The 25,227-nt window shown below is 71.7% G+C and carries 19 protein-coding genes; 7 read left to right on the forward strand and 12 right to left on the reverse strand.

Translation table 11 applies throughout. From position 1 onward, the window contains the following. The first annotated feature begins 6 nt into the window (after positions 1-6). From QIY60_RS05250 to QIY60_RS05265, 4 genes are all read left to right on the forward strand, one after another. Positions 7-420, forward strand: coding sequence for a roadblock/LC7 domain-containing protein (locus QIY60_RS05250; RefSeq protein ID WP_053725133.1), 414 nt, complete (start codon positions 7-9; stop codon positions 418-420). Between the two features lie 115 nt (positions 421-535). After that, positions 536-1,105 (forward strand): DUF742 domain-containing protein, encoded by a 570-nt coding sequence (locus QIY60_RS05255; RefSeq protein ID WP_283141366.1) that lies wholly within the window; start codon positions 536-538, stop codon positions 1,103-1,105. After that, complete coding sequence (locus QIY60_RS05260; RefSeq protein ID WP_069978110.1) at positions 1,086-1,667, forward strand: ATP/GTP-binding protein; 582 nt, start codon at positions 1,086-1,088, stop codon at positions 1,665-1,667. Before QIY60_RS05255 ends, QIY60_RS05260 begins: the two co-directional genes overlap by 20 nt. Positions 1,668-1,824: 157 nt before the next feature. Then, positions 1,825-4,989, forward strand: coding sequence for an NACHT domain-containing protein (locus tag QIY60_RS05265; RefSeq protein WP_283141367.1), 3,165 nt, complete (start codon positions 1,825-1,827; stop codon positions 4,987-4,989). Between the two features lie 80 nt (positions 4,990-5,069). Here QIY60_RS05265 and QIY60_RS05270 read toward each other — a convergent pair whose 3' ends face one another. The 4 genes from QIY60_RS05270 to QIY60_RS05285 all read right to left on the reverse strand — a co-directional run bounded on the left by QIY60_RS05270 (position 5,070) and on the right by QIY60_RS05285 (position 10,827). Beyond that, on the reverse strand, positions 5,070-5,279 hold the full coding sequence (locus QIY60_RS05270) for an acyl-CoA carboxylase subunit epsilon (RefSeq protein WP_283141368.1): 210 nt from the start codon (positions 5,277-5,279) through the stop codon (positions 5,070-5,072). A gap of 12 nt (positions 5,280-5,291) precedes the next feature. Beyond that, positions 5,292-6,875, reverse strand: a complete 1,584-nt coding sequence (locus tag QIY60_RS05275; protein ID WP_190091015.1) for an acyl-CoA carboxylase subunit beta — start codon at positions 6,873-6,875, stop codon at positions 5,292-5,294. Positions 6,876-7,029: 154 nt separating this feature from the next. Beyond that, positions 7,030-9,324, reverse strand: a complete 2,295-nt coding sequence (locus tag QIY60_RS05280; protein WP_349253983.1) for a polysaccharide lyase 8 family protein — start codon at positions 9,322-9,324, stop codon at positions 7,030-7,032. Between the two features lie 150 nt (positions 9,325-9,474). After that, complete coding sequence (locus QIY60_RS05285) at positions 9,475-10,827, reverse strand: M64 family metallopeptidase (protein WP_283141369.1); 1,353 nt, start codon at positions 10,825-10,827, stop codon at positions 9,475-9,477. A gap of 112 nt (positions 10,828-10,939) precedes the next feature. Between QIY60_RS05285 and QIY60_RS05290 the strand changes: the two genes are divergently transcribed. Next, on the forward strand, positions 10,940-12,283 hold the full coding sequence (locus tag QIY60_RS05290) for a helix-turn-helix domain-containing protein (protein ID WP_283141370.1): 1,344 nt from the start codon (positions 10,940-10,942) through the stop codon (positions 12,281-12,283). A gap of 238 nt (positions 12,284-12,521) precedes the next feature. Continuing rightward, positions 12,522-13,124 carry a YceI family protein gene (locus QIY60_RS05295; protein ID WP_283141371.1) on the forward strand — a complete coding sequence of 201 codons (603 nt, stop codon included), beginning with the start codon at positions 12,522-12,524 and terminating at the stop codon, positions 13,122-13,124. Between the two features lie 11 nt (positions 13,125-13,135). Here QIY60_RS05295 and QIY60_RS05300 read toward each other — a convergent pair whose 3' ends face one another. The 7 genes from QIY60_RS05300 to ureA all read right to left on the reverse strand — a co-directional run bounded on the left by QIY60_RS05300 (position 13,136) and on the right by ureA (position 22,231). Then, the gene (locus tag QIY60_RS05300) at positions 13,136-14,500 is read right to left on the reverse strand and encodes a hypothetical protein (RefSeq protein WP_283141372.1); all 1,365 of its coding nucleotides are present in this window, start codon (positions 14,498-14,500) and stop codon (positions 13,136-13,138) included. Between the two features lie 233 nt (positions 14,501-14,733). Further along, positions 14,734-16,356: a citramalate synthase gene (gene cimA, locus QIY60_RS05305; RefSeq protein ID WP_266984154.1), complete on the reverse strand. Its 1,623-nt coding sequence runs from the start codon at positions 16,354-16,356 to the stop codon at positions 14,734-14,736. Positions 16,357-16,640: 284 nt separating this feature from the next. Next, positions 16,641-18,020 carry an MFS transporter gene (locus QIY60_RS05310; protein WP_283141373.1) on the reverse strand — a complete coding sequence of 460 codons (1,380 nt, stop codon included), beginning with the start codon at positions 18,018-18,020 and terminating at the stop codon, positions 16,641-16,643. Between the two features lie 80 nt (positions 18,021-18,100). Further along, the gene (locus QIY60_RS05315; protein WP_283145824.1) at positions 18,101-18,718 is read right to left on the reverse strand and encodes a TetR/AcrR family transcriptional regulator; all 618 of its coding nucleotides are present in this window, start codon (positions 18,716-18,718) and stop codon (positions 18,101-18,103) included. Between the two features lie 32 nt (positions 18,719-18,750). Continuing rightward, positions 18,751-19,785, reverse strand: a complete 1,035-nt coding sequence (locus tag QIY60_RS05320) for an agmatine deiminase family protein (RefSeq protein ID WP_283141374.1) — start codon at positions 19,783-19,785, stop codon at positions 18,751-18,753. Positions 19,786-19,796: 11 nt separating this feature from the next. Then, positions 19,797-21,530: an urease subunit alpha gene (locus tag QIY60_RS05325; RefSeq protein WP_283141375.1), complete on the reverse strand. Its 1,734-nt coding sequence runs from the start codon at positions 21,528-21,530 to the stop codon at positions 19,797-19,799. Next, entirely contained in the window at positions 21,527-22,231 is a 705-nt protein-coding gene (ureA, locus tag QIY60_RS05330) for an urease subunit gamma (protein WP_283141376.1), read from the reverse strand. Before ureA ends, QIY60_RS05325 begins: the two co-directional genes overlap by 4 nt. Positions 22,232-22,408: 177 nt before the next feature. Between ureA and QIY60_RS05335 the strand changes: the two genes are divergently transcribed. Then, complete coding sequence (locus QIY60_RS05335) at positions 22,409-23,836, forward strand: cytosine permease (RefSeq protein ID WP_283141377.1); 1,428 nt, start codon at positions 22,409-22,411, stop codon at positions 23,834-23,836. Positions 23,837-24,130: 294 nt separating this feature from the next. Here the strand turns inward: QIY60_RS05335 and QIY60_RS05340 are convergent, their stop codons facing one another. Continuing rightward, a complete protein-coding gene (locus tag QIY60_RS05340; RefSeq protein ID WP_283141378.1) occupies positions 24,131-25,216 on the reverse strand; it encodes a branched-chain amino acid aminotransferase in 1,086 nt (361 codons plus the stop codon). Positions 25,217-25,227: the final 11 nt, after the last annotated feature.

Consider the following 25,227-nt stretch of genomic DNA (forward strand, 5'->3'; position numbering starts at 1 on the left):
AGCCCGATGAGCCAGGCGGCGCAGAATCTGAACTGGTTGATCACCAACTTCGTGGACAACACCCCCGGGGTGTCCCACACGGTGGTGGTCTCCGCCGACGGACTCCTGCTGGCCATGTCCGAAGGCTTCCCCCGGGACCGAGCCGATCAGCTGGCGGCTGTCGCCTCCGGACTGACGTCCCTGACCGCGGGAGCCTCCCGGATCTTCGAGGGCGGCGCCGTCAACCAGACGGTCGTGGAGATGGAGCGCGGCTTCCTCTTCATCATGTCCGTCTCGGACGGATCCTCGCTGGCCGTACTCGCCCACCCCGAGGCCGACATCGGCCTCGTGGGCTATGAGATGGCTCTCCTTGTCGACCGCGCGGGTTCCGTCCTCACCCCGGACCTGCGCGCGGAACTCCAGGGCAGTCTCCTTAATTAGTTGTGAACCTTCCGTTCTCAACTACCAGACAGGCAGTGCGTTTCTCGCCACCGCGCCATAAAGTGCGGTGGCGCGGTCCCACAGGAACGGGCGACCGGCAGTCGGAGGAGGAAACGTGACAACACCCCCAGGCGGACACCCATACAGCGGTGGACAGCAGTCTCCGGGTGAGCACGGGCAGAACCGCTTCAACTTTCCCTCCGCCCCCAGCAGAAGCGGTCAGGGCCAGCACCCGTACCAGCAGCCCCACCGTCAGCCGGGTCCGTACGACCAGCCGCCGCAGCCCCGCATCGAGCCGGTGCAGCCGCGGCAGACCCCCCAGTCCTCCCCGGCGGGCGGCACGCACAACCCCCTTGTACGTCCGTACGCCATGACCGGCGGCCGCACCCGGCCGCGCTACCAGCTCGCCATCGAGGCGCTGGTGCACACCACGGCGGAACCCGCCAGGCTGCAAGGGCAGTTGCCCGAGCACCAGCGGATCTGCCATCTGTGCCGTGAGATCAAGTCGGTCGCCGAGATCTCGGCACTCCTCTCCATCCCCCTCGGCGTTGCCCGAATCCTCGTCGCCGACCTGGCGGAGGCCGGACTTGTCGCCATCCACCAGCCCGGCGGCGACGAGTCCGCCGGCGGCCAGCCAGATGTGACACTGCTCGAAAGGGTGCTCAGTGGACTTCGCAAGCTCTAGCGGCGGTGCTGCCCGCTCCACTACTTCCGCGAAGATCGTGGTGGCGGGCGGCTTCGGCGTGGGCAAGACCACGTTCGTCGGCGCGGTCTCGGAGATCAACCCCCTGCGTACCGAGGCCGTCATGACGTCCGCTTCCGCGGGCATCGACGACCTCACGCACACGGGCGACAAGACGACCACCACGGTCGCGATGGACTTCGGCCGCATCACGCTCGACCAGGACCTGATCCTGTACCTGTTCGGCACCCCCGGCCAGGACCGCTTCTGGTTCATGTGGGACGACCTGGTCCGCGGTGCCATCGGCGCCGTCGTCCTCGTCGACACGCGCCGCCTCGCCGACTGCTTCCCGGCCGTCGACTACTTCGAGAACAGCGGCCTGCCGTTCGTCATCGCCCTCAACGGCTTCGACGGCCACCAGCCGTACACCCCGGACGAGGTCCGCGAGGCGCTTCAGATCGGTCCGGACACGCCGATCATCACGACCGACGCCCGCCATCGTGCGGATGCGAAGAGTGCGCTGATCACGCTGGTTGAGCATGCGTTGATGGCTCGCCTGCGGTAGCGCTCCGCGGGGGCTGTGTTCTTCGGCTGCGGGTCATCTGTGGCTGATCGCGCAGTTCCCCGCGCCCCTAAACCCCACGCCGGGGCCCGTACGTCGGGTCCCGGCGTTTGTCGTGTCCGCACGACCCGGGGCCGCCACAATGCCGGAAGGGGGTGCGATGAGTGCGGAAGTGGCGGCTATCAACCTCGGGCGGGTTGTGGCTACCCGTGCTGTCGGGCTGTGGCTCGGGCCTCGGCGGCGGGAGCAGGAGGCCCGTAGCGCGATGGCGGAGCTGGTGCGGGTGCGGGTGCCGGGGCTGCGTGCCCAGCGGGGCGTGGAGCGGCAGTTCGAGCAGATCGCCGACGCGGTGGCGGGCCGCCTGGAGCCGCTGCTCGCCCATGAGTTCCGTGATCTGACGGATGCGGGGCGGCAGGCCGCACTGGTCGCGGTCATCGACGCCTTCACGCGGGCAGACCTCTCCGACGAGGCCGTGATCGGCTCCGACGCCGACCCGGCCGAGCTGGCCCGCCGCATCCGCCGGACGGCCCCGGTGCCGACCGGACTGGACGAGCCGGCGGCCCGCTTCCACGACCTGCTCTTCTCCGAGTGCTGCGACTGCTACGTACGGATCCTGCGCAGGCTCCCCGTCTTCACCGAGCGGGCCGTCACCGAGCTCCTCGGCCGCACCACCTCGCTGGGAGCCGACGTCACGCTCGTACTGGAGCGGCTGCCCGTGCGCTCGCTGTACGCGCCGGGCGGCACGGGCCAGGACGACGCGTTCCGCCGGGAGTACCTGGAGCTCATCAGCCGCTCCCTCGACGAGGTCGAGCTGTTCAGCTTCGCCTCCGAACGCGCCCCGCGCGCCAAGCTGTCCGTCGCGTACGTGAGTCTGCGCGCCACCGGCGACGCCGGCCCCCGCCCCGCCCGCCCGGGCCCGCCCCTGCGGACCGGCGCGGGCGCCTGGGCCGACGGGGAGGACGACAGCCCCGGCGTACGGGTCGAGACGGCGCTCAAGAACACCGCGAGGGTACTGCTGCGCGGCGAGGCGGGCTCCGGCAAGACCACGCTCCTGCAGTGGCTCGCCGTGACGGCCGCCCGGGGCGCCTTCGGGGGCGAACTGGCCGACTGGAACGGCCGGGTGCCGGTCCTGGTGAAGCTGCGCCGGTACGCGGGCCGGGAGCTGCCGCTGCCTGAGGCGCTGCTCGACTCGGTGGCCGGGCCGCTCACGGGCCACATGCCGACGGCCTGGCTGGACCGGGAGCTGGCGGCGGGCCGCGTACTGCTGCTGGTCGACGGGGTCGACGAACTCCTGGCCGGGGAGCGGCGGGCGGTGCGCGACTGGCTGCGCGGGCTGCTGCACGCGTACCCCGAGAACCAGGTCGTGGTCACCTCGCGCCCGGCCGCCGCGCGCGCCGACTGGCTGCGGGCGGAGGGGTTCACGGCGCTGCACCTGGACCGGATGCGCCCGCCGGACCTGGCGGCGTTCATCCGCCAGTGGCACGAGGCGGTACGGGAACAGGGCGACCAGTTGCCGTGCGCGGCCGAGCAGTTACCCCACTACGAGCGCTCCCTCCTCACCAGCCTCCAGGACCGCCCCCACCTCCAGTCCCTGGCCACCAGCCCCCTGCTGGCCGCGCTGCTGTGCGCCCTGCACCTCAACCGCCGCCGCCAGCTGCCGCGCAACCGGATGGAGCTGTACCGGATCGCGCTGGAGATCCTGGTGCAGCGGCGGGACGCGGATCGGTTGGTGCCGAGCGCACTGGACGTGCCGCTGAGCCTCACGGACAGGATCTGCGTGCTCCAGGACCTCGCCTGGCGGCTGTCCGACAACAACCGCAGCGAGATCGCGTGGGAGCAGGCCGCGACCCACGTCGGGGCGAAGACGGCCGCGATGCGGCATCTGGACGGCGTGGACGGCCAAGCCCTGCTGGACCATCTGGTGGCCCGCTCCGGGGTGCTGAGGTCCCCGGCCGAGGGCCGCGTCGACTTCCTGCACCGTACGTTCCAGGAGTACCTGGCGGCGGCGGAGGCGGCCGCCGAGGACCGGATGGGCAATCTGATCGAGCGGGCGCATCTGGATCTGTGGCGCGAGACGGTGGTGATGGCGGCGGGCCATGCGAACCGGAGCCAGCGGGAGGAGCTGATCGGGGGCGTCCTCGCCCGTGCCTCCGCCGAGCCGCGGCGGGCCCGGGGGCTGCGGCTGCTGGCCGCGTCTTGTCTGGAGACGATGACCACGGTGCCGGAGGGGGTGGCGGGGCAGTTGGAGGACGCGCTGTCCGTGTTGCTGCCGCCTCGGCGGAGGACGGATGCGGAGGGGCTGGCGGGGGTGGGGCTCGCGGCGCTGCGGCGGCTGCCGGAGTCGTTGGACGGATTGTCGGAGAAGGCTGCGATCGCGGTCGTACGGACTGCTGCGGTGATCGGGGGTGACGAGGCGCTGGAGCGGCTTGCGCGGTACGCGGGAGACTGGCGCCCGGGTGTGCGGTCCGAACTCGTCGCGGTATGGCAGTACTTCGACCCACACGAGTACGCCCGGCGGGTACTCGCACAGCTACCGCTCGCCCGCACATGGCTGTCACTGACTCATCCGACTCAGTGGCTCGCCCTCCTGGAGCTGCCGCAGGCGCGCAGTGTCTCGATCCGGTACGCCTTCAAGGGCGGCCTCGCGGCCACCGACGCGCTCGGTGAACTGGATCGGCTCTGGCTGCCGATGCTGCGCGACACCGACGACCTGTCACCGCTGCGGCACCGGCTTGAGCTGATCAGCCTGTCGCTGTGGGGGAACGTCCCGCTCCACGATGTGGAGCCGCTGCGTGAATTGACTAGCCTGAAAGTTCTCGTGTTACAGGACTGGCTGTCGCTGCCGCCGCTGGAAGCAGTTCCGGTCGCCAGCGAGCTGCAATCTCTGGGTCTTGGCCGACTGAGTCCCAGTACCGACCTTGGTCGACTGACCGACTTGAAGCGGTTGCACTATCTGCTGCTCCAGGGCAGCGGCGCCCCGCACGGCCTCATTGGGCTCGGCACGATGGAACGTCTGGGCTCGCTGCACTTGGAAGGTTACAACCTGAGTGAGTGGCTGCACAGGCAGCAGAGTCTTCCGCCGAAGCTCGTCCTAGTGGGTTTCCGCAACTGCGTGGTACCGCGTGATCTAGGCCCGCTCAGCACGGCAGACCGGCTGCACACCCTGCGCCTGTTCAACTGCCGCACCCCCGACAACCGCCCCCTAGCCCTCCACACCCTCGCCCGCACCCCCACCCAATCCAAGCTCACCGTCCGGATCACCGGCAGCACCCCGTACTCAGCCCCCGCCTCCCCCATCCCCGGTGTCCGTATCAAACGCCACTGATCACCCCCGTACGTACGCCAAAGGCCCCGCCACTCCAAAAAGGAGCAGCGGGGCCTTCAAAGCCACAAGGCAGCCGGGGCCTAGCCCTGCCAAGAATGCGGCGCCCTGAAGCCCGGCGTGCGCTCCAGGCGGCGCCAGCCTGCCGTGTCGCGGCCGCGTGACGGGGTCGGGGCGGGCCGGGCGGCCGCGCGGGCGAGCAGGACGGCCGTGATGGCCGCCAGCTCCTCGGGCGCGGCTTCGCCCTTCTCGACGCGGAGGACGGAAGGAGAGGAAGAGGTCGGGGTGGTCAACGGAGCTCCTCGTTACTGAGGCGGATTGCCGTGCTTGCGGGACGGCAGGTCGGCGTGCTTGGTGCGCAGCATCGCGAGGGAGGCGATCAGCACCTCGCGGGTCTCGGCGGGGTCGATGACGTCGTCGACAAGGCCCCGCTCGGCCGCGTAGTACGGGTGCATCAGCTCGGCCTTGTACTCCTTGACCATGCGCACGCGCATCGCCTCGGGGTCCTCGGCCTCCGCGATCTGCTTGCGGAAGATGACGTTGGCGGCGCCTTCGGCGCCCATCACCGCGATCTCGTTGGTCGGCCAGGCGTAGGTGAGGTCGGCGCCGATGGACTGGGAGTCCATGACGATGTACGCCCCGCCGTAGGCCTTGCGCAGGATCAGCGAGATCCGCGGCACGGTGGCGTTGCAGTACGCGTACAGCAGCTTCGCGCCGTGCCGGATGATTCCACCGTGCTCCTGGTCGACACCCGGCAGGAAGCCGGGTACGTCCAAAAGGGTGACGATCGGGATATTAAAAGCATCGCACATCTGAACGAAACGGGCAGCCTTTTCCGACGCCTCGATGTCCAGTACACCCGCGAGCGACTGCGGCTGGTTGGCCACGATGCCCACGACCTGGCCGTCGAGCCGGGCCAGGGCGCAGATGATGTTGCGGGCCCAGCGCTCGTGGATCTCCAGGTAGTCGCCGTCGTCGACGAGCTCCTCGATCACCTTGTGCATGTCGTACGGGCGGTTGCCGTCGGCGGGCACCAGGTCGAGCAGCACGTCGCCGCGCCGGTTCGCCGGGTCCTCGCTGGGGTGCGACGGCGGGTTCTCCCGGTTGTTGGACGGGAGCATCGACAGGAGGTAGCGGACCTCGGCGAGGCAGGTCTCCTCGTCGTCGTACGCGAAGTGCGCCACGCCCGACGTCTCGGCGTGCACGTCCGCGCCGCCGAGGCCGTTCTGGGTGATCTCCTCGCCGGTCACCGCGCGGACGACGTCCGGGCCGGTGATGAACATCTGCGAGGTCTCGCGGACCATGAAGACGAAGTCGGTGAGCGCCGGGCTGTAGGCCGCGCCGCCCGCGCACGGGCCGAGCATCACGCTGATCTGCGGGATGACGCCCGAGGCGCGCGTGTTGCGCTGGAAGATGCCGCCGTAGCCCGCGAGGGCGCTGACGCCCTCCTGGATACGGGCGCCGGCGCCGTCGTTCAGGGAGACCAGCGGCGCACCGGCCGCGATGGCCATGTCCATGATCTTGTGGATCTTCGTGGCGTGGGCCTCGCCGAGCGCGCCGCCGAAGATGCGGAAGTCGTGCGCGTAGACGAAGACCGTACGGCCCTCGACCGTGCCCCAGCCGGTGATGACACCGTCGGTGTACGGCTTCTTGTTCTCCAGGCCGAACCCGGTCGCCCGGTGCCGCCGCAGCTGCTCGACCTCCTTGAACGAACCCGGGTCGAGGAGCAGGTCGATCCGCTCGCGCGCGGTCAGCTTGCCCTTGGCGTGCTGCGCCTCGGTCGCGCGCTCGCTCGGCCCGCGCCGGGCCTGCTCGCGCAGGGCCAGCAGCTCGGCCACGCGGCCACGCGCGTCACTCGGCTCACCCGGGGTTTCGTCCACAACGGTCATGCATCGACCCTACGAAGCCGACCAAGAATTTCCCGCCGTCGACTCTGCACAGTCTCCGGACCGTTTTCCTGGTAGCCCTGAACAGAACAATCCCGCGATGCAGGCGAAGTGCCAGCTCAGCCCCATCCCGCTTTGTGGAGGTCCAACAACGCGATCAGGTGAGAGCCACGTCACAGCGGTGGTTCGCGCCCGCCGTGCCCGGTGTGATCCGCAGCCGCAGCGCCTTGCCGGTGGCCAGGACCTGGACCGTGGAATCGGCACTGGTCACCCGTCGTACGGGACGGTTCCAGGTCACCTCGAAGGGCTGCCCGGTGCGCGGCGGCTCGCTGACCCGGAGCGTGGCGGTCGCCCCTTTGCTCCGTACGAGGACGCTCGCCGGGGCGGAGGCCGACAGCGGGCCCGCGCTCCCAGCCTGCCAGAAGTTGGCGCACAGCAGGTCGAGCGCGGGCACGGACACGGCCTGGCAGGCGGCCGTGTTGGCGAGCACCGACAGCCAGCCGGTGTCGGCGGCACGGGCCGCGACCGTCTGCCGCGAGGCGCCCGGCATCAGCTGGTAGCCGTACGAGGCGCCCGCCGGGTCGACGCCGTGGTCCAGCCACAGCGTCTGATAGGTGCGGGTGCGCCGCTCGGCCGAGCTGGTGGTGTTGATGTCGCTCCACGCCCCGGTCCTGGGCTCGCGCAGGGTGTGCAGTGCGGTGGTGCCGCCGGGGAAGACCCAGCCGCCGTGGCCCTCCAGGTGCGCCCAGCGGGGGCGGGCTGCGGTATCCACGGAGAAGGCACCGGTCCCGGCCTCGCCCAGGTTGCGGTTGTCGACGACCGTCTCGACCCGGACGCCGTCGGTCGCGGTGATCCCGGCGCCGAGGCAGATGACGGTCCCGGCCGTGCAGAACCAGGACTTGCGGGCCTCAAGGGTCGAGCCGAGCCCCTTCACGTGCTGGCCGACGGCCCCGAACTCGCCGTCGCTCGCCCCGCCCACCCACTTCACGGCGGGCTTGGCCGCGCCCCACTCGCCGCCCGCCCGGTCCGCGAGCCGCTTGGTGGACACGGTGGTCCCCGGCAGCCGGTACGGGTCCACGGTCGGCCAGAACCAGTCCGTGTACTGGTCGTTGCCCTGCTCCCCGGGCCACCAGTAGAGCATTCCGGCGCCGGTGTGCCAGCCGCGCGGGTTCTCGCCGTTGCCGCACTCGTAGTACGAGATCCGCTCCGAGGCCATGGCGATGTTGGCGGTCCAGGCGGGGCGGCGGTGGACGGCGCGGTCCATGGCGGCGAAGAGGGTGTGCCCGACCGGCTCGGGCGCGGCTGCCACCGGTGACTCCAGGACCGCCTGGAGCCGGGCCAGGTCCGCGACCCCGAACTGGCGGGCGGCCAGGACGGGATGGGTCCGATCCCGCTCGACCCAGCCCTTGATCATGCCCTGCCACCGGGTCCGCTCGGCCTCGGAGGCGCCGCCCGCGAGGACCGCGATCGCGGCGATGATCGCCTGCCCGTGGAAGTGGTCGCTCCGCATCACCTGCAGATCGTCCGCGAGCAGATAACCCCGGCTCACCGCCCGCCCGTTGACGCTGTCCATCACCAGCCCGTTGTGGATCAGCGGCGCGTACGCGCGCTCCACGCTGTCCAGGATGATCTGCCGGTCGGGGTCGGTGACGGCCCAGCTCGTCCCGGCGAGCAGCGTGAAGAGCCGCCCGAGCCCGTCGAGCATGACCTGTCCGTACGTACCGGAGTAGGCGATCGACGTGTGCTGGATGAACGATCCGTCGGCGTAGAGGCCGTCGCCCTTGGTGACGTACGGGAAGACCGGCGACAGGGCGTCGCGGGCGAGCGCGAGCTTGGCGGGGGCGCGGCCGACGGCCCCGCGCACCGCGACCGAGCGGCACAGGTCGACGCGGTTGGCGCCGGTGGAGGTGCCCGAGTAGGTGCCGAGCGCGGAGTCGGGGACGAAGTGGTCGACGGCGGCGCAGGCGGCCTGGATGCGGCCCTCGTCCAGATGGTCGTAGAGCGCGTTGACCAGGTCGGTCAGCAGCCGGGGGCTGCCGATCTGCCACTCCCACCAGTTGCCGTAGCGCGTGGTGGACGGGTTGTAGACCTTCGCCGACAGGTGGTCGAGACCGGCGACGACGTCGCCGAGGAGACCCGGGTCGCCGGTGAGGCCGGTGGCGGGCTGGAGGTAGGCCTGGGCCATGGTCCACAGCCGGCCGTAGCTCTGGGTGATCCCGGCGGGCGGGTCGAACGGGCAGTCCGGCCAGAGCGAGCGGTCGGCCGGGGCCATCGAGGCCCGCAGCGCCCGGGCGCGGTCGCCGGTCTCCTTGAGCCGGGAGGCGTACGGCTCGGCGCCCGGGTCGTAGCCGGTGCCGAGCGAGAGGTCGCGCCAGCGCCCGCGCAGCACGGCGAACTCGTCGGCGGCGGACGCCTCGGGAACCACGGCCGCGGTGAGGGCAGTCGCCCCCACGGCCGTGAGGAACGCACGACGGGACCACGGGGGCAGCAAGGACACGGGGAACTCCCGGAGGGAAGTGGTGTGGACCGCTGCCGTTGGTGTAGCACGGCGCGCCCGGGGCGTTCAATGCCCCGGACACGCCGAGGAGAAAGCGCTTACCGGCTACCGCCTGACGCTCCACGTGACGGCGTCCGTGAGCCCGGCCGTGATCTGCGGGTCCCGCACCGACTTGGTCGGGTCGGTCACCGTCACCTTCAGCTGGTGCGTCCGCCGGTCCCACGGGGAGATGATCGCCTGCGCGACGCCGACCGAGGTCCGCCCCTCGAACCGGGTGAGCTCGCGGCCGTCCAGGTACCAGCGGATCCTCGGCTGCTCGACGTCCGCGCCCGCCAGCACGGGCACGGTCACCCGCGCCCGGTCGTGGGCGCGCAGGGTCTGCGCGGTGGGCACGGCGGCCGTGGCGATCGAGGCGTGCCGGTAGAACCCGGCGATCATCGCCTCGCGCCCGGGCAGGCTGAAGGGCTTGCCGAGGATGCGCATGATCGAGTTGTCCGTGGGGCGGAAGAGCCCGGTGACGTAGTAGCCGCCGCCTTCGTACGTGCCCACCGTGCCGCCGTCGGGCGAGGTCTCCCCCAGCCAGCGGTACCACTTGGTCCGCCGCGCGGCCATCTCGGTGGCGCTCAGCACCGAGATGTTGGACTCGGTGACCTCGGGACCGGAGTAGTGCTCGTAGCCGGGCGTGCCCGGGTAGAAGTACTCGTCCGCGAGCTTGCCCAGCGAGTGGCCGGTCTCGTGGATGGCGACCTGGCCGGACTTGGCGTTGTCGGCCGACGCGGTGGAGATCCCCTCGTAACCGAGCTTCTGGCTGGGCTCGTTGTACCCGGCGCCGCCGTACTTGGCGCTGTTGGCCAGCACGATCACCAGGTCGGCCTGCGGGGCCTTGGCGACGTACGAGTCGACCTTGTCCTGGTCGATGCAGAGCAGCCGCTCGATGCCGTCGCACCAGAAGTAGGCGCCGAGCGCGGTGTTCTTCACATCGCCCCGGGCGGGGTCGCCGGAGACGCCCGACTGCGCCGAGACGGCGTCGACGGTCCATACGTTGAACAGGTTCTGGTACGTGGTGTACGGCTCGACGCCGGTCACCTCGCCCCACTTCTCCTTGGCGTCGGCGTGGAACTTCGCCAGCTGGTCGACGGTGTACCCGTCGCCGACGATGACGACGTCGAGGCGGTCGGCGCTGGGCCCGTTGTTGACGATCTCGCCGACGTCGCCGTCGGCGTCCGCGGCCCGCCCGGAGAGCCGGGCGGCGGGACGGCCCACCCCGGCGGCCGGTACGCGCACGTGCCCGGATCCGGCCTCGGCTCCCCCTTCCGGCCCGGGTATCTCGACCTCGACGCGCGGCCGGGGAGCCGGAGTGCCCGCGGCCGCGGCGGGCCCGGACAGGAGTGCCGCAACGACGGACGCGGCGAGTCCGGTCGCCGCTATGGTTCTGCGCAGACGCAAGGCTGAGCGCATGAATTCCTCCCCCAGTGACGGAAGTTAAGCAGTCGGGTAAATCTGTTGAATGGCTCGCTTAAGTTAGGGGGCGCACGGGGCATGCGCAATGCCCCGGTACCAGGGAGACGTGATGGACGAACCTGCCGCGATCGGCCGCCGGGTGCAGCGACTGCGCGCCGAACGGGGACTCACCCAGCGGCAGTTGGCCGAGCCCGCCTACACCCCGGCCTATGTGTCGACCCTGGAGTCCGGCAAGGTCAGGCCCTCCGAGGCGGCGCTGCGCCACCTCGCCGAGCGCCTGGGCACCACGTACGAGGAACTGGCCACCGGCCGCCCGGCCCACCTGGCGACCGGGCTGCGCCTGGGACTCACCGACGCCCAGCGCCTCCTTGCGACCGGCGACGCGGAGGAGGCGGCCGTGCGCTACCGCCAGTTGCTGACCGAGGCCGAGCTGCACGACCTGCTCCCCGAACAGGCGGAGGCCCTGCTCGGCCTCGGCGACTGCGCCCTGGAGACCGGTGAACTGGCCGACGCCATACGGCACTTCGAGGCGTCCGAGCGCCAGCTGGTCGGCGAGCCGCTGCCGCGCCGGGCGCGCGCGATCCGGGGCCGGGCGATCGCCCACGTCCTGGCGGGCGAGCTCCGCTACGCCTGCTACCTCCTCGAATCGACCATCGACGAACTCGGCACGAGCGGCCTCAACGACCCGGAGTCGCTGGTCCTGCTCTACTCGGCGATCATCGGCCCGTACCTGGACATGGGCGCCCAGGCGCGCGCCGCGCACGCCGCCGAGCTGGCGCTGGCGCTGGCGCCACAGGTCTCCGACCCGGCGCTGGTCGCGGGGATGCACCGCCAGGTGGCGCGCACCTTCCTGGCCGAGGGCCGCACGGCCGACGCCGACGCGTCACTCGCCAAGGCCCAGTCGGTCTACCGCCAGCTGCGCCTGCGGACCGACCTGGCGCACTGCCACTGGATGCGGGGGTACGTGTACGCCCAGGACGGCGAACTGAACGCCGCCGAGCGGGAGTTGCGCACGGCCCGCGACATGCTGGCCGCCAAGCGGGCCGCGCTCTTCACCTGCCAGGTCGAGGTCGAGCTGGCCGACGTGCTGCGCCGCCTTGGCCGCCACACGGAGGCGGCGTCGCTGCTCACCCCGCTCGTCGACCCGGCGCCGGAGCTGGGCGACCGGCACGGCGCGGTCCACGCGGGCGGCGCGCACCGCCTCCTCGGCCTGATCCGCGAGGAGAGCGGCGACCTGGAGGCGGCCGAGGAGCACTACGTCACGGCCCTGGGCCTGCTGGAGCGCAGCGGCGCGACGGGCGACCTGGCGGACCTGTGCCGCCTCCTCGGCGACCTGCTGCGCCGCACGGGGCGCACGGAGGCGGCATTGGACGCGTACCGGACGGGCCTGGGCCACCGGGCGGCGCCGGGGACGACGACGCTGGGGCCTGCGCCGGTGCCGCCGCGGTATTGAGCCCCTCCCCACCCCTTCCCTAAACCCTCCGGGGGTGAGGGTGGGCGAGGCAGAGGGGTTGTCCCAGGGGCTTCGCCCCCGGACCCCCAGCGGGGGCTCCGCCCCCTGCGCCCCAGCCCGTACCCCGCCGGACAAGCCTCGGAGCGCCCGAAAAACTTAGTTGTTGAAACTTGAACGGAATGGGTCTACAGTCGTTCTTGTTGAACATTCAACCGACCGCCCCGAAGGAGCAGCAGCCATGGGAATCTTCGCCCGCAAGAGCACCAGCACGACCACGACCATCGCCCCCGTCGACCCGGCCCTCGCCGCCCTGACGGGCACGTACACCATCGACCCGGCCCACAGCAGCATCGGCTTCACCGTGCGTCACGCGATGGTCACCAACGTCCGCGGCTCGTTCGGCGAGCACGAGGGCACCCTCACCCTCGACGGGACCGACCCCGCCGCCTCCACCGCCGTCATCGACGTGAAGATCGCGTCCGTCGACACCGGCATCGGCGACCGCGACAACCACCTGCGCAGCGCCGACTTCTTCGACGCCGAGCAGTTCCCGCTGATGACCTTCCGCTCCACCGAGGCCCAGCAGCTCGGCGGCGACAAGTACCGGATCGTCGGCGACCTCACCATCAAGGACGTCACCAAGCCGCTCGCCATCGACCTGGAGTTCAACGGCTCGGCCACCGACCCCTACGGCAACCAGCGCGTCGGCTTCGAGGGCAGCGCCGACATCCTGCGCTCCGACTGGGGCCTGACCTGGAACGCGGCACTGGAGACCGGCGGCGTCGTGGTCAGCGACAAGGTCAAGCTGACCTTCGACATCTCGGCCATCAAGTCGGCGTGACCCGGTAGCCCCTACCAGCCCCCGCCCCCGTCGAACCCGCCGCCGTCCCCGCCACCGCCGCCCCCGTCGCCCCAGCCGCCGCCGAAGTCGGACGGGTTGAAGTCGGAGCCCGAGACGTCGCCGCCGTCGAAGCTCTGGCCCGCGAAGTCGGCGCCGCCGTAGTCGGCCGCGTAGGCGGGGGTGGAGAGCATCGAGCCGAGCATCGTGCCCATGAGCAGGCCGGGCAGGATGCCGCCGCCGAAGTAGCCGCCGGCCCAGGGGCCGTACGCCGGACCCGCGTCGTAGTACGGACGGCGGCCGCCGTCGGTGTCGACCTCCCGCACCAGCGGGTCCTGGCCGTCCCGCAGACGCGTCGCGTCCGCGAGGCAGACCGGGACCTGGCGCGGGGCGCCGCCCGCCGGGGACCAGGCGGCGTCCTCGACCGAGGGGCCGTGGCGCGGGTCGAAGAAGCAGGGGGCGCGGCGCTCCGGCAGCGGCCGGTGCTCGCGGCGGGCCGCGAGCGTGGCGAGCGAGAACCGCCCGTCCTCCAGGGCCTGGGTCACCCCGCGTACGTCACCGGGGTGCCGGGCCGCCGCCATCAGGGTCTTCGCGGTCTCGTACGAGTCGAGCGCGCGCTCGTAGTCGGCGCGCATGGCGTCGTCGGCGCCCGCCTCCGCCGGGTGGAAGTCGAGACGGTCGAGCTCCTCACCGAACGCGGTGATGTCCTCGTCGACGACCACCTGGAGCCGCTGGAGCGCGGCCCGCTCCTCCTCGGCCTTCTTCTTGCGGCTGCGCCGGACGAGGGCGTACGCGCCGGCGCCGCCCGCGACGACGACCGCGCCGGTGGCGATGAGCGCGGTGGCGGACACACCGCCGTTGTCGCCGGATCCTGATCCGCCGCCCCAGGAGGCGGGGGCGTGGCCGCGCATCGAGGGCAGGGCCTGGTCGACGAACGCGTTGAGCTGGGTCGACGCGTCCGTGGCGGTGCCGGGGGCGCGTACGGCCGTCTTCAGGTTGTCGACAGCCTGCGGCGACATGACCTTGCGGTCGGCGCCGGCGTTGAAGGCGTCGCCGAGGCGGACGGCGTACAGGCCGGTGACGCCGGTGTCCGTACGGAGGTTCCGCAGGAGGGTGTCCTTCGGGAACGCGGCGGTCGCGGGCAGCACGGCGACGAAGAGCGGCTTGTCGGCGTCCTTGATCTTCTTGGCCAGCGCGTCGGCCTGGGCGGCCGAGAGCTGGCCGGCGGCGCCGGGGTCGACGTACACCGGTGCCTTCTTGAGCGCGGCGGCGACTTCGGCCACGCCGGACGCGGCGGGGGCGGCCGTTGCCATGGGGGCGACGGTGGCCAGCGTGGCGAGTGCGGCGGCGGAGAGCGCGAACAAAACCCGGGACCTCATGAGTCCGACGCTACCGGACTCCCCCACGAACCGGACAAACCCGTCTTTACCCGGGGGCTACGACCCGGGACCCCGTTCGTCTGCGGACCATGCTGGGTTGCTCGCGCAGTTCCCCACGCCCCTAGGTATTTAGGGGCGCGGGGAACTGCGCGACAAGACACCCACGGTCCGCAGACGAAGAGCTCCCTCGGAGAGTTTCGGGAAGGGGCGGGGTGGGGGAAACTCCAGGCCGACTACTCCGTCGGCTCCACCCCAGCCCGGAGCAGCCCATACGTATACGCGTCCTCCAGCGCCCCCCACGACGCCCCGATGATGTTCGTCGCGACGCCGACCGTCGCCCACTCCCCCGCCCCGTCCGTCGTCGTGATCAGGACCCGCGTCGTGGAGTCCGTGCCGTGGCGGCCCTCCAGGATGCGGACCTTGTAGTCGACGAGTTCCAGCTTGGCCAGCTGGGGGTAGATGCGCTCCAGGCCGACGCGCAGGGCGCGGTCGAGCGCGTTGACGGGACCGTTGCCCTCCGCCGTCGCCACGATCCGCTCGCCCTTGGCCCACAGCTTCACCGTCGCCTCGTTGGCGTGCGTGCCGTCGGGGCGGTCCTCGACGATGGCGCGCCAGGACTCGATGCGGAAGTACTTGCGGGCCCGGCCCTCGGCCTCGGCGCGCAGGAGGAGTTCGAAGGACGCGTCCGCCGCCTCGTACGTGTAGCCCTTGAGCTCGCGCTCCTTGACCCGGGCGACGACCCGGCCGACCAGCTCGCGGTCGTCGCCGAGTTCGACGCCGAGCTCCTTGCCCTTGAGCTCGATGGAGGCGCGGCCCGCCATGTCGGAGACCAGCATCCGGATGCGGTTGCCGACCAGGCCCGGGTCGATGTGCTGGTACAGGTCCGGGTCGACCTTGATCGCCGAGGCGTGCAGGCCCGCCTTGTGGGCGAAGGCGGAGACACCCACGTACGGCTGGTGCGTCGACGGCGTCAGGTTCACCACCTCCGCGATCGCGTGCGAGATGCGCGTCATCTCGGCCAGCGCGCCCTCGGGCAGCACCTTCATGCCGTACTTCAGCTCGAGCGCCGCCACCACCGGGAACAGGTTCGCGTTGCCGACGCGTTCGCCGTAGCCGTTGGCCGTGCACTGCACGTGCGTCGCGCCCGCGTCGACCGCCGCGAGCGTGTTGGCGACGGCGCAGCCCGTGTCGTCCTGGGCGTGGATGCCGAGCCGGGCGCCGGTGTCGGCGAGGACCGTGGCGACCACGGCCTGGATCTGGGCGGGCAGCATGCCGCCATTGGTGTCGCAGAGGATGACGACGTCGGCGCCGGAGTCGCTCGCGGCCCGGACGACCGACTTGGCGTACTCGGGGTTGGCCCGGTACCCGTCGAAGAAGTGCTCGCAGTCGACGAACACCCGGCGGCCCTGCTCCCGCAGGTAGGAGACCGTGTCCCGGACCATCTCCAGGTTCTCGTCCAGCGTGGTGCGCAGGGCGAGCTCGACATGGCGGTCGTGGGACTTGGCGACCAGCGTGATCACCGGCGCACCGGACGCGAGCAGCGCCTTGACCTGCGGGTCCGTGGCCGCGCTGCCACCCGGGCGGCGGGTCGCCCCGAACGCCACCAGCTGGGCGTTCTTGAAGTCGATCTCCTGCTTGGCGCGGGCGAAGAACTCCGTGTCGCGGGGGTTGGCGCCGGGCCAGCCGCCCTCGATGAACCCCACCCCGAAGTCGTCCAGGTGCCGGGCGATCGTCAGCTTGTCCGCGACGGTGAGGTTGATGCCCTCGCGCTGGGCGCCGTCGCGCAGCGTGGTGTCGAAGACGTGGAACGTGTCGTCGACGCGATGGCTCTCTTCAGGTGCCTCGTTGGCCGTCATGCTGCTGTGACTCCTGTCGGGTGAGTGGCTCCGGGTTCTCTGGCTCCACTTGCCCCCATCATCGCGTGCGGCTCGCGTCCGGCCGTGGTGGGCCGGGAAACGAAAAAACCCCTCGCGGGTGCGAAGGGTCTGCGCGCGGGTCTGGGGCACGATGTCCGCTGCCGCGGGGGGTTTGCCGCGGGTTCAGCGGTCACTGCGGACCGGCGCGCTGCTGTCCATAATCATCATGAAAGCGAGCACGGCCCTGAGTCTGCCACAGAGGCACCACGGCGTGGCTCGGGGTCTCAGGATGCGGGCACCCCGGGGCCCGGTTCGGCTGCGGGCCGTGGGTCCGCTGTGCCCACCCGTTCCGCCCCAGCGGAACGACTGCCCACAGCAGGGGCGACAGCGGAAGGCACGACGCGGTTCAGGTCGATCGTTCGCGTCTCCCTCATCGTCAGGTACACCACCAGCGACACCGCCGCGCACCCCGCCACGTACCAGTAGAAGCCGGACTCCATGTCCGCCTTCTTGAACCAGAGCGCCACGTATTCCGCCGTGCCGCCGAACAGGGCGTTGGCGATGGCGTACGGGAGGGCGACGCCCAGGGCGCGGATGCCGGTCGGGAACAGCTCCGCCTTCACGCAGGCGTTGATGGACGTGTAGCCCGTCACCACCACCAGGGCGAGCAGCGCCAGGCCGAAGGCCGGCCAGAACGTGCCCGCGTGCTTGAGCATCGTCATGATCGGCACCGTCAGGAACGTCGAGCCGACCGCGAACGTGATCAGCAGCGGACGGCGGCCGATCCGGTCGGAGAGCATGCCCGCCAGCGGCTGGAGGCACATGAAGACGAACAGCGCGCAGAACGACACCAGCGACGCCGTCGGCTTCGGCATGCCCGCGCTCTTGGAGAGGAACTTCGTCAGATACGTGGTGTACGTGTAGTACGCGACCGTGCCGCCCATCGTCAGCGCGATGACCAGGAACGCCTCCCTGCGGTGGCCCCACAGCGCCTTCAGCGTGCCCCGGTCCTCGTCGAGCGCCGCGCCGGACTCCTCGTACACCTCGGTCTCCAGCATGTTGCGCCGGAGGTAGAAGACGATCGCCGCGCCGAGGGCGCCCACGATGAAGGGGATTCGCCAGCCCCAGCTGTGCAGCGCGTCCTCGGACATCGTGTGCTGCAGGACGATCAGGAGGCCGAGGCCGACGAGCTGGCCCGCGGTCATCGACACGTACTGGAAGCTGGAGGCGAAGCCGCGGCGGCGGGGGTCGGACGCCTCGGTCAGATAGGTCGCGCTCGCCGCGTACTCGCCGCCCACCGACAGGCCCTGGAGGAGTCGGGCGACCAGCAGGACCGCCACTCCGCCGTATCCGGCCACCCCGTACGTCGGCGCCACCGCGATCAGGACCGCCGAGGCGGACATGAGGGTGACGGTCAGGGTCAGCGCCGCCTTGCGGCCGCGGCGGTCGCCGATGCGGCCGAGCAGCCAGCCGCCCACCGGCCGCATGAAGAAGCCGACGGCGAAGATCCCCATCGTGTTCATGAGGTTCGCGGTGTCGTTCCCCTTCGGGAAGAACGCGTCCGCGAAGTACACCGCGAAGGTGGCGTACACGAACCAGTCGAACCACTCGACCATGTTCCCGGCCGAGCCGACCCAGATCTTCTTCCACTGCTCTCGTCCCATGGAAGATCACGGTGGCCCAGGCCGATACGGCCGACAAGGGTTGCGGACGCAACGATAAGGCGTACTTGCGTACGTTGCGTTCAGCGCCCGGTCAGCGGCGGCGCGAGCGACTCGTCCACGAACTCCCGTACGTGGTCGAGGACTTGGGGCCGTCCCGTGCCGGGTATGCCGACCGCCACGTGCACGCTGAACCCGTCGAGCAGCGCCCGCAGCCGGGCCGCGAAGCGGTCGGCGTCGACCGGGCGGAACTCGCCGTGCGAGACGCCCTCCGCGATGATCGCGACCAGGTCGCGGTGCCAGGCGCCCTCGATGGCGGCCTGGCGGGCACGGGCGTCGCCGTCGGCGTTCTGCGAGCGGTTCCAGACCTCCAGCCACAGGATCCAGTGCGGATCGCGGGCGCCGTCCGGCACGTACAGGTCGACGTAGGCGTCCAGGCGCTCGCGGGCCGTGCCCGGCCGGGAGAGCAGGGCCCGGCGCTCGCCGCCGAGCCTGCCCTCGCTCCACTCCAGGGTTTCCAGGAGCAGTTCGTCCTTGCTGCGGAAGTAGTAGAGGAGGTGGCCGCTGGACATGCCGACCTCGCGGCCGAGCCCGGCCATGGTCAGACCGTCCAGACCGCGCTCCGCGATCGTGGCCATGGCGGCGGCCAGCACCTCCTCGCGCGGCGGCGCGTTCTTCCGCGCGCGGGCCGGACCGGCCATGTCCTCTTCCTCCTGGATCACACCCCGGCTGATCACACCCTGGGCTGCTGCTGGGTGATGCAGTGGATGCCACCGCCCCCAGCAAAGATCGTACGTGCGTCGACGAGGGTCACGGTCCGCTCGGGGAAGAGACGGCGGAAGACGCCCGCCGCGTTCTCGTCCCTCGGGTCGTCGAAGCCGCACAGGACGACACCGCCGTTGCAGAGGTAGTGGTTGATATACGAGTAGTCGACCCAGCCGTGGTCGTCGGTGAGGACGGTCGGGGCGGGGATCTCCACGACCTCGATGCTGCGGCCCCGGGCGTCGGTCTGGCTCCGCAGCAGCGCCACGTTCTCCTTGCACACCTCGTGGTCGGGGTGGGCCGGGTCCGGCTGGGTGTGGGCGACGACCACTCCGGGGCGGGCGAACGCGGCGACGATGTCGACGTGGCCCAGCGTGCCGTAGCCGTGCGGCGGGTAGTCGGCGGTCAGGCCGCGCGGCAGCCAGATCGCCTTGCGGGTGCCGAGCATCCCGTGGACCTCCGCCTCGACCTGCTCGCGGGTCCAGCCGGGGTTGCGCTCGGGCCCGAGCTGCACGGACTCGGTGAGCAGGACCGTGCCCTCGCCGTCGACGTGGATCGCCCCGCCCTCGTTGACCAGGCGCGAGGTGTACGTACGCGCCCCGGCCAGGTCCGAGACGTACGCGCCGATCTTGGCGTCGTGCTCCCAGCGGGCCCAGTCCTGGGCGCCCCAGCCGTTGAACGTCCAGTCCACGGCGGCCAGTTCGGTGCCATTGGTCAGGAAGGTGGGGCCGATGTCGCGCATCCAGGCGTCGTCGAGCTCGCGCTCCACGAGGTCGATGTCCGGGCCGAGCAGGGCGGCCGCCGCCGTGCTCTGGCCGGGGCCGCAGACGACGGTGACCGGCTCGAAGCGGCGCACGGCGCGGGCGACGGACGCCCAGGCGGCGCGCGACTCGGCGAGCTCCGCCTCGTTCGGGAAGGTGACGTTGGGGCCCGGCCACGCCATCCAGGTGCGCTCGTGCGGGGCCCACTCGGCGGGCATGCGGAAGCCGTCGGCGGCAGCAGACATCAGGCGGGTCCTTACAGGAAGTAGAGGCGGTTGAGGGAGACGGAGTCGGCGGGCTCGGAGCGCAGCGGGTCGCCGTCGAGGGTGACGAGGCCGGTGCGGCCGTCCACGTCCACGGCTCCGGTGCGGGAGTTGAACACCAGGTCGGCGGGGCCGATGCCGCGGGTGCCGCGCACGGCGACCCGGCGGCGGCGGGTGGGCATCAGGTCGCTTCCCTGGTCGAGGGCGGCGCGGGCGACGAAGGCGACGGAGAGGTCGGCGGGGGTGGCGCCGTGGGCGCCGAAGAGGGGGCCGAGGACGAGGGGTTCGCAGGTCTCGGTGGCCGCGTTGGGGTCGCCGGTGACGCCCCAGGCGGGGAAGCCGGACTTGAGGACCATCTGGGGTTTGGCGCCGAAGTAGGCGGGCCGCCACAGGACGATGTCGGCGAGTTTGCCGACCTCGATGGAGCCGATCTCGTGGGCGAGGCCGTGGGCGATGGCCGGGTTGATGGTGAGCTTGGCGATGTAGCGCAGCACGCGCGCGTTGTCGTCGCCCTCCCCGTCGCCGTCCAGGGGTCCGAGTTCGGCCTTCATCTTGGCGGCCATGGCGAAGGTGCGGCGCACGGTCTCGCCGGCGCGGCCCATGCCCTGGGCGTCGGAGGAGGTGATGCCGATCGCGCCCAGGTCGTGCAGCACGTCCTCGGCGCCCATCGTCCCGGCCCGGATCCGGTCCCGCGCCATCGCGGCATCGCCCGGCAGGTCCGGCTTGAGGCCGTGCACGGAGACGATCATCCCGTAGTGCTCGGCGACCGCGTCCCGCCCGAAGGGAAGGGTGGGGTTGGTGGAGGAGCCGATGACGTTCGGCACGCCCGCCATCTTCAGGACGTTGGGGACGTGCCCGCCGCCGCAGCCCTCGATGTGGAAGGCATGGATCGTCCGGCCCTCCAGGACGCGCAGGGTGTCCTCCACCGACAGGCACTCGTTCAGCCCGTCACTGTGCAGGGCGACCTGCACGTCGTGCTCCTCGGCGACCCGCAGCGCCGTGTCCAGGGCGCGGGTGTGCGCACCCATGTCCTCGTGCACCTTGAACCCGCAGGCGCCGCCCTCGGCGAGCGCCTCCACCAGCGGGGCACCGTCGGAGGACGAACCCCGGCCCAGGAAGCCGATGTTGACGGGCCAGGCGTCGAAGGCCGCGAAGGCGTTGCGCAGCGCCCAGGGCGAGTTGACGCCGACGCCCCACACCGGGCCGAACTCCTGGCCGATGAGGGTGGTGACGCCGGAGGAGAGCGAGGCCTCCATGATGCGCGGCGAGAGCAGATGGACGTGGGTGTCCACGGCTCCGGCGGTGGCGATGAGCCCCTCGCCGGAGACGATGCTGGTCCCGGTGCCGACGACGACGTCCACGCCGTCGAGGGTGTCCGGGTTCCCGGCCCGCCCGACGGCGTGGATACGGCCCTCGCGGATGCCGATGGAGACCTTGCGGATGCCCTGTACGGCGTCGATCACCACGACGTTGCTGATCACGACGTCACAGGTCTCGCGGACGGCGGCGGCCTTCAGGTGCAGCCCGTCCCGGGCGGTCTTGCCGAACCCGGCGAGGAACTCGTCCCCCGGGTTCTGCGAGTCGGACTCGACGCGCACGGTCAGGCCCGAGTCGCCGAGCCGGATCCGGTCGCCCGCGCGGGGCCCGAAGACGGCCGCGTACTCGTCCGGGTCGATGTGCCGGCTGCCGGGCGCGCAGTGGTCGCTGTGCCGGGTCTGCTTGCTCATGCGGGGGTCCCTTCCGAGGTGCCGGCGCCCAGATAGCCGCAGGCGGCGGCCCTGCGCAGGGCCTCCTCCTTGGCGCCGGGCGCGTCGAGGGGCCCGTCCACGAGCCCGGCAAAACCGATGGCGATCCGCGCGCCGCCGATCGGTACGAGTCCGACCTCGCCCTCGCCGCCCGGGTCGAACCGGACCGACGACCCGGCCGGGACGCACAGCCGCATCCCGTACGCGGCGGCGCGGTCGAAGTCGAGGCGCGGGTTGGCCTCGAAGAAGTGGAAGTGCGAGGTCACGCTGACCGGAACGGCCGCGGTGTTGCGCACGGTGAGCCGGACGGCGGGCTCCCGCTCGGGGCCCTCGGGCCCGGGCAGCACCGCGCCGGGCGCGTCCCCGCCGAGCCCGGCGGCGCCCCGGATGGGCGCCGGGACCACGGCGAGCCGCGAACCGTCGTCGAAGACGGCCTCGACGTGCACCTCGGTGACCACGTCCGCGACGCCCGGCAGGACGTCGTCCGGCCCGAGCACCGAGCGGGCCGCCTCGATCGCCTCGGCGAGCCGCCGCCCGTCGCGGGCCGCCTCGCAGACGGTGTCCGCGATCAGCGCGGTCGCCTCGGGCACGTTCAGTCTCAGCCCTCGGGCCCGGCGGGCCCGCGCGAGCTCGGCGGCGCCGAAGAGCAGCAGCCGGTCACGTTCCGTGGGGGTAAGTCGCACGCCACCACACCTCCTGTTCGAGCAACACTCTAACCACACATATTGCGCTCTGTCATGAGCCAAGGGGGTTGACGGGTGCGCCGCGATGCCACAGATTGAACGTCACTCAAACGAAGAACCAACGAATTCAAGCCACCCAGGCCAAGCCAAGCCATCAATAGGACTCAGGGGCAGCCCATGCCGATTGAACAGCGCGGAGTCGACACCATCCCGGAGGCGGAGCGCACCAGCGGTCCGCGCGATCTGGTGTCGATCCTGCTCGGCTCCAACCTCTGTCTGGGCGTGATCGTCTTCGGCTGGCTGCCGGTCTCCTTCGGCCTCGGCTGGTGGGCGTCGGTGAGCGCGGTCGTCGCGGGCACGCTGGTCGGCACGCTGCTGACGGCCCCGCTGGCGCTGGTGTCCCTGCGCACGGCGACGAACCTGTCGACGTCGTCGGGCGCGCAGTTCGGGGTGCGGGGCCGGCTGGTCGGCTCGGTGGTGGGGCTGCTGCTCTCGCTCGGCTACACCGCGCTGACGGTGTGGATCGGCGGGGACGCGATGACGGGCGTCCTGCACCGGCTGTTCGGCCTGCCCACGGGCGGTGTCTCGTACGCGGTCGTGTACGCGGTGCTCGCGGCGGCGACGGTGATCGGCGCGGTGTACGGGTACCGGGTGCTGCTGCGGCTGTCCCGGGTGCTCGCGGTCGGCATGACGGCGCTGCTGGTCCTGGGCGTGGCGGCGTACGCCCCGCACTTCACGACGGCCGCGCTGCCGGACGCGGGCGGTTACCTCCTCGGCTCGTTCTGGCCGACGTGGCTGCTCGCCCTGGTCGCGGCCGGCCTGAGCGGCCCGATCGCCTTCATCACGCTGCTCGGCGACTACACCCGCTACATCTCGCCGTCACGCCACACCCCGCGCCGGGTGCTCCACGCGACGTGGCTGGGCCTGACCGCGGGGCTGCTGGTGCCGCAGCTGTTCGGCACGTTCACGGCGTACGCGGCGCGGGCGGCGGCGGACTACGCGGGCCCGCTGGTGGCGGCGGCCCCCGGCTGGTACCTGGTCCCCCTCCTCCTCGCCGCGTCGGCGGGCTCGGTGGGCAACGCGGGCCTGATGCTGTACTCGATGGGGCTCGACCTGGACGCGATCCTGCCGCGCGCGTCGCGTACGCAGGCGACGTTCGCGGTGGCGGGGGTCGCGACGGTGTGCGTCTTCGCGGGCCACTACGCGTGGGACGCGCAGACCGCGATGACGTCCTTCGTCCTGCTCCTGACGGCGATCGGCACGCCTTGGGCGGTCATCACCCTGATCGGCTTCGCGCGGTGCCGCGGGGTGTACGACGCGGACGCCCTCCAGGTCTTCAACCGCCGCTCGCGGGGCGGGGCGTACTGGTACCGGGGCGGGTGGAACTGGCGGGCCGTGGTGGCGTGGGCGCTGGGCGCGGGGACGGGTCTGCTGGCGGTGTCCCTGCCCCAGTACGCGGGCCCGCTGCTGCGGTTCACGGGTGGGGTGGACTGCAGCTTCCTGCTGTCGGGGGTGGTGGGGGGCGTGGCGTACGCGACGTTGTCCCGAGGGAAGCTCCCCCACCCCGCCCCTTCCCTGAACCCTCCGGGGGTGGAGGTGAGCTGAGGCCCCGTTCATCCGCGCCCCGGTGGGGGCTGGTCGCGCAGTTCCCCACGCCCCTGGGGGTTAGGGGCGCGGGGAACTGCGCGAGCAACCCAGCACGATCCGCAGACGAACGGGGCGGGGGTGCAGCCCGGCAACCCACCCACCCCTACACCGGGGTCCGGGGCGGAGCCCCGCAAGCGGGGTGCAGGGGCCGCAGGCCCCGCCCAGGGGTCCGGGGGCGTAGCCCCCGGGAGAGCCACCCCCACCCACCCCCGGAGGGTCTAGGTGAAGGGGCGGGGTGGGGCAAAAGCGGGCTCAGCCCAGGGGGTGCATCCAGCCGTGCGTGTCCGGCGCGACGCCCGTCTGGAGGTCCAGGAGCGCCTTGCGCAGGCGCATCGTCACAGCACCCGGCTCCCCGTCCCCCTGCGTCCAGTTCGCCCGCGCGGACTTGACGGACCCCACCGGCGTGATCACCGCGGCCGTACCGCACGCGAACACCTCGGTAAGGGTGCCCGCCTCGTTGTCCCGCTTCCAGTCCTCCGTGGAGATCCGCCCCTCCTCCGCCACGTACCCCAGATCCCGCGCGATCTTCAGCAGCGAGTCACGCGTGATCCCCGGCAGCAGCGACCCCGTCAGCTCGGGAGTCACGATGCGGTCCCCGTACACGAAGTACAGGTTCATCCCGCCCATCTCCTCGATCCACCGGTGCTCCACCGCGTCCAGCCAGACCACCTGGTCGCAGCCGTGCTCGGCCGCCTCGGCCTGGGCGACCAGGGACGCGGCGTAGTTGCCGCCGGTCTTGGCCGCGCCCGTACCGCCCTTGACCGCGCGCACGTACTCCTCGGACAGCCACACCGAGACCGGCTTCACGCCGCCCGGGAAGTAGGCCCCCGCGGGCGACGCGATCACGATGAAGAGGTACTCGTTGGCGGGGCGCACACCGAGCCCGACCTCGCTCGCGATCATGAACGGGCGCAGGTAGAGGGAAGCCTCGCCGGAGGAGGGGACCCAGCCCTTGTCCTGCTGGATCAGCGCGTCGCAGGCGGCGATGAACAGCTCGGTCGGCACCTCGGGCATCGCCATGCGGCGCGCCGAGGAGCGGAAGCGCTCCGCGTTGGCCTCGGGGCGGAAGGTCGCCACCGTGCCGTCGGGCTGGCGGTAGGCCTTCAGGCCCTCGAAGATCGTCTGCGCGTAGTGCAGCGTCATGTTGGCCGGGTCCATCGACAGCGGCGCGTACGGAGTGAGCTCCGCGTCGTGCCACCCGCGGCCCTCGGTCCACTTGACCGTCACCATGTGGTCGGTGAAGTGGCGGCCGAATCCGGGGCTGGCCAGGATCGCGTCACGCTCCGCGTCCGACAGCGGGTTCGCGGAGGGCTTGAGCTCGATCGTGGGCGTCGTCATGGTTGCGTGTC

It is taken from the genome of Streptomyces sp. BPTC-684, from assembly GCF_030028635.1.
GTDB classification, from domain to species: domain Bacteria; phylum Actinomycetota; class Actinomycetes; order Streptomycetales; family Streptomycetaceae; genus Streptomyces; species Streptomyces noboritoensis.

Coding starts and splice junctions, on each gene's coding strand:
- QIY60_RS05250 (WP_053725133.1), top strand. CDS start 7: ATGAGCCAGGCGGCGCAGAATCTGAACTGGTTGATCACCAACTTCGTG.
- QIY60_RS05265 (WP_283141367.1), top strand. CDS start 1,825: ATGAGTGCGGAAGTGGCGGCTATCAACCTCGGGCGGGTTGTGGCTACC.
- QIY60_RS05275 (WP_190091015.1), bottom strand. CDS start 6,875: ATGACCGTTGTGGACGAAACCCCGGGTGAGCCGAGTGACGCGCGTGGC.
- QIY60_RS05285 (WP_283141369.1), bottom strand. CDS start 10,827: ATGCGCTCAGCCTTGCGTCTGCGCAGAACCATAGCGGCGACCGGACTC.
- QIY60_RS05290 (WP_283141370.1), top strand. CDS start 10,940: ATGGACGAACCTGCCGCGATCGGCCGCCGGGTGCAGCGACTGCGCGCC.
- QIY60_RS05295 (WP_283141371.1), top strand. CDS start 12,522: ATGGGAATCTTCGCCCGCAAGAGCACCAGCACGACCACGACCATCGCC.
- QIY60_RS05300 (WP_283141372.1), bottom strand. CDS start 14,500: ATGAGGTCCCGGGTTTTGTTCGCGCTCTCCGCCGCCGCACTCGCCACG.
- cimA (WP_266984154.1), bottom strand. CDS start 16,356: ATGACGGCCAACGAGGCACCTGAAGAGAGCCATCGCGTCGACGACACG.
- QIY60_RS05310 (WP_283141373.1), bottom strand. CDS start 18,020: ATGGGACGAGAGCAGTGGAAGAAGATCTGGGTCGGCTCGGCCGGGAAC.
- QIY60_RS05315 (WP_283145824.1), bottom strand. CDS start 18,718: ATGGCCGGTCCGGCCCGCGCGCGGAAGAACGCGCCGCCGCGCGAGGAG.
- QIY60_RS05320 (WP_283141374.1), bottom strand. CDS start 19,785: ATGTCTGCTGCCGCCGACGGCTTCCGCATGCCCGCCGAGTGGGCCCCG.
- QIY60_RS05325 (WP_283141375.1), bottom strand. CDS start 21,530: ATGAGCAAGCAGACCCGGCACAGCGACCACTGCGCGCCCGGCAGCCGG.
- QIY60_RS05335 (WP_283141377.1), top strand. CDS start 22,409: ATGCCGATTGAACAGCGCGGAGTCGACACCATCCCGGAGGCGGAGCGC.
- QIY60_RS05340 (WP_283141378.1), bottom strand. CDS start 25,216: ATGACGACGCCCACGATCGAGCTCAAGCCCTCCGCGAACCCGCTGTCG.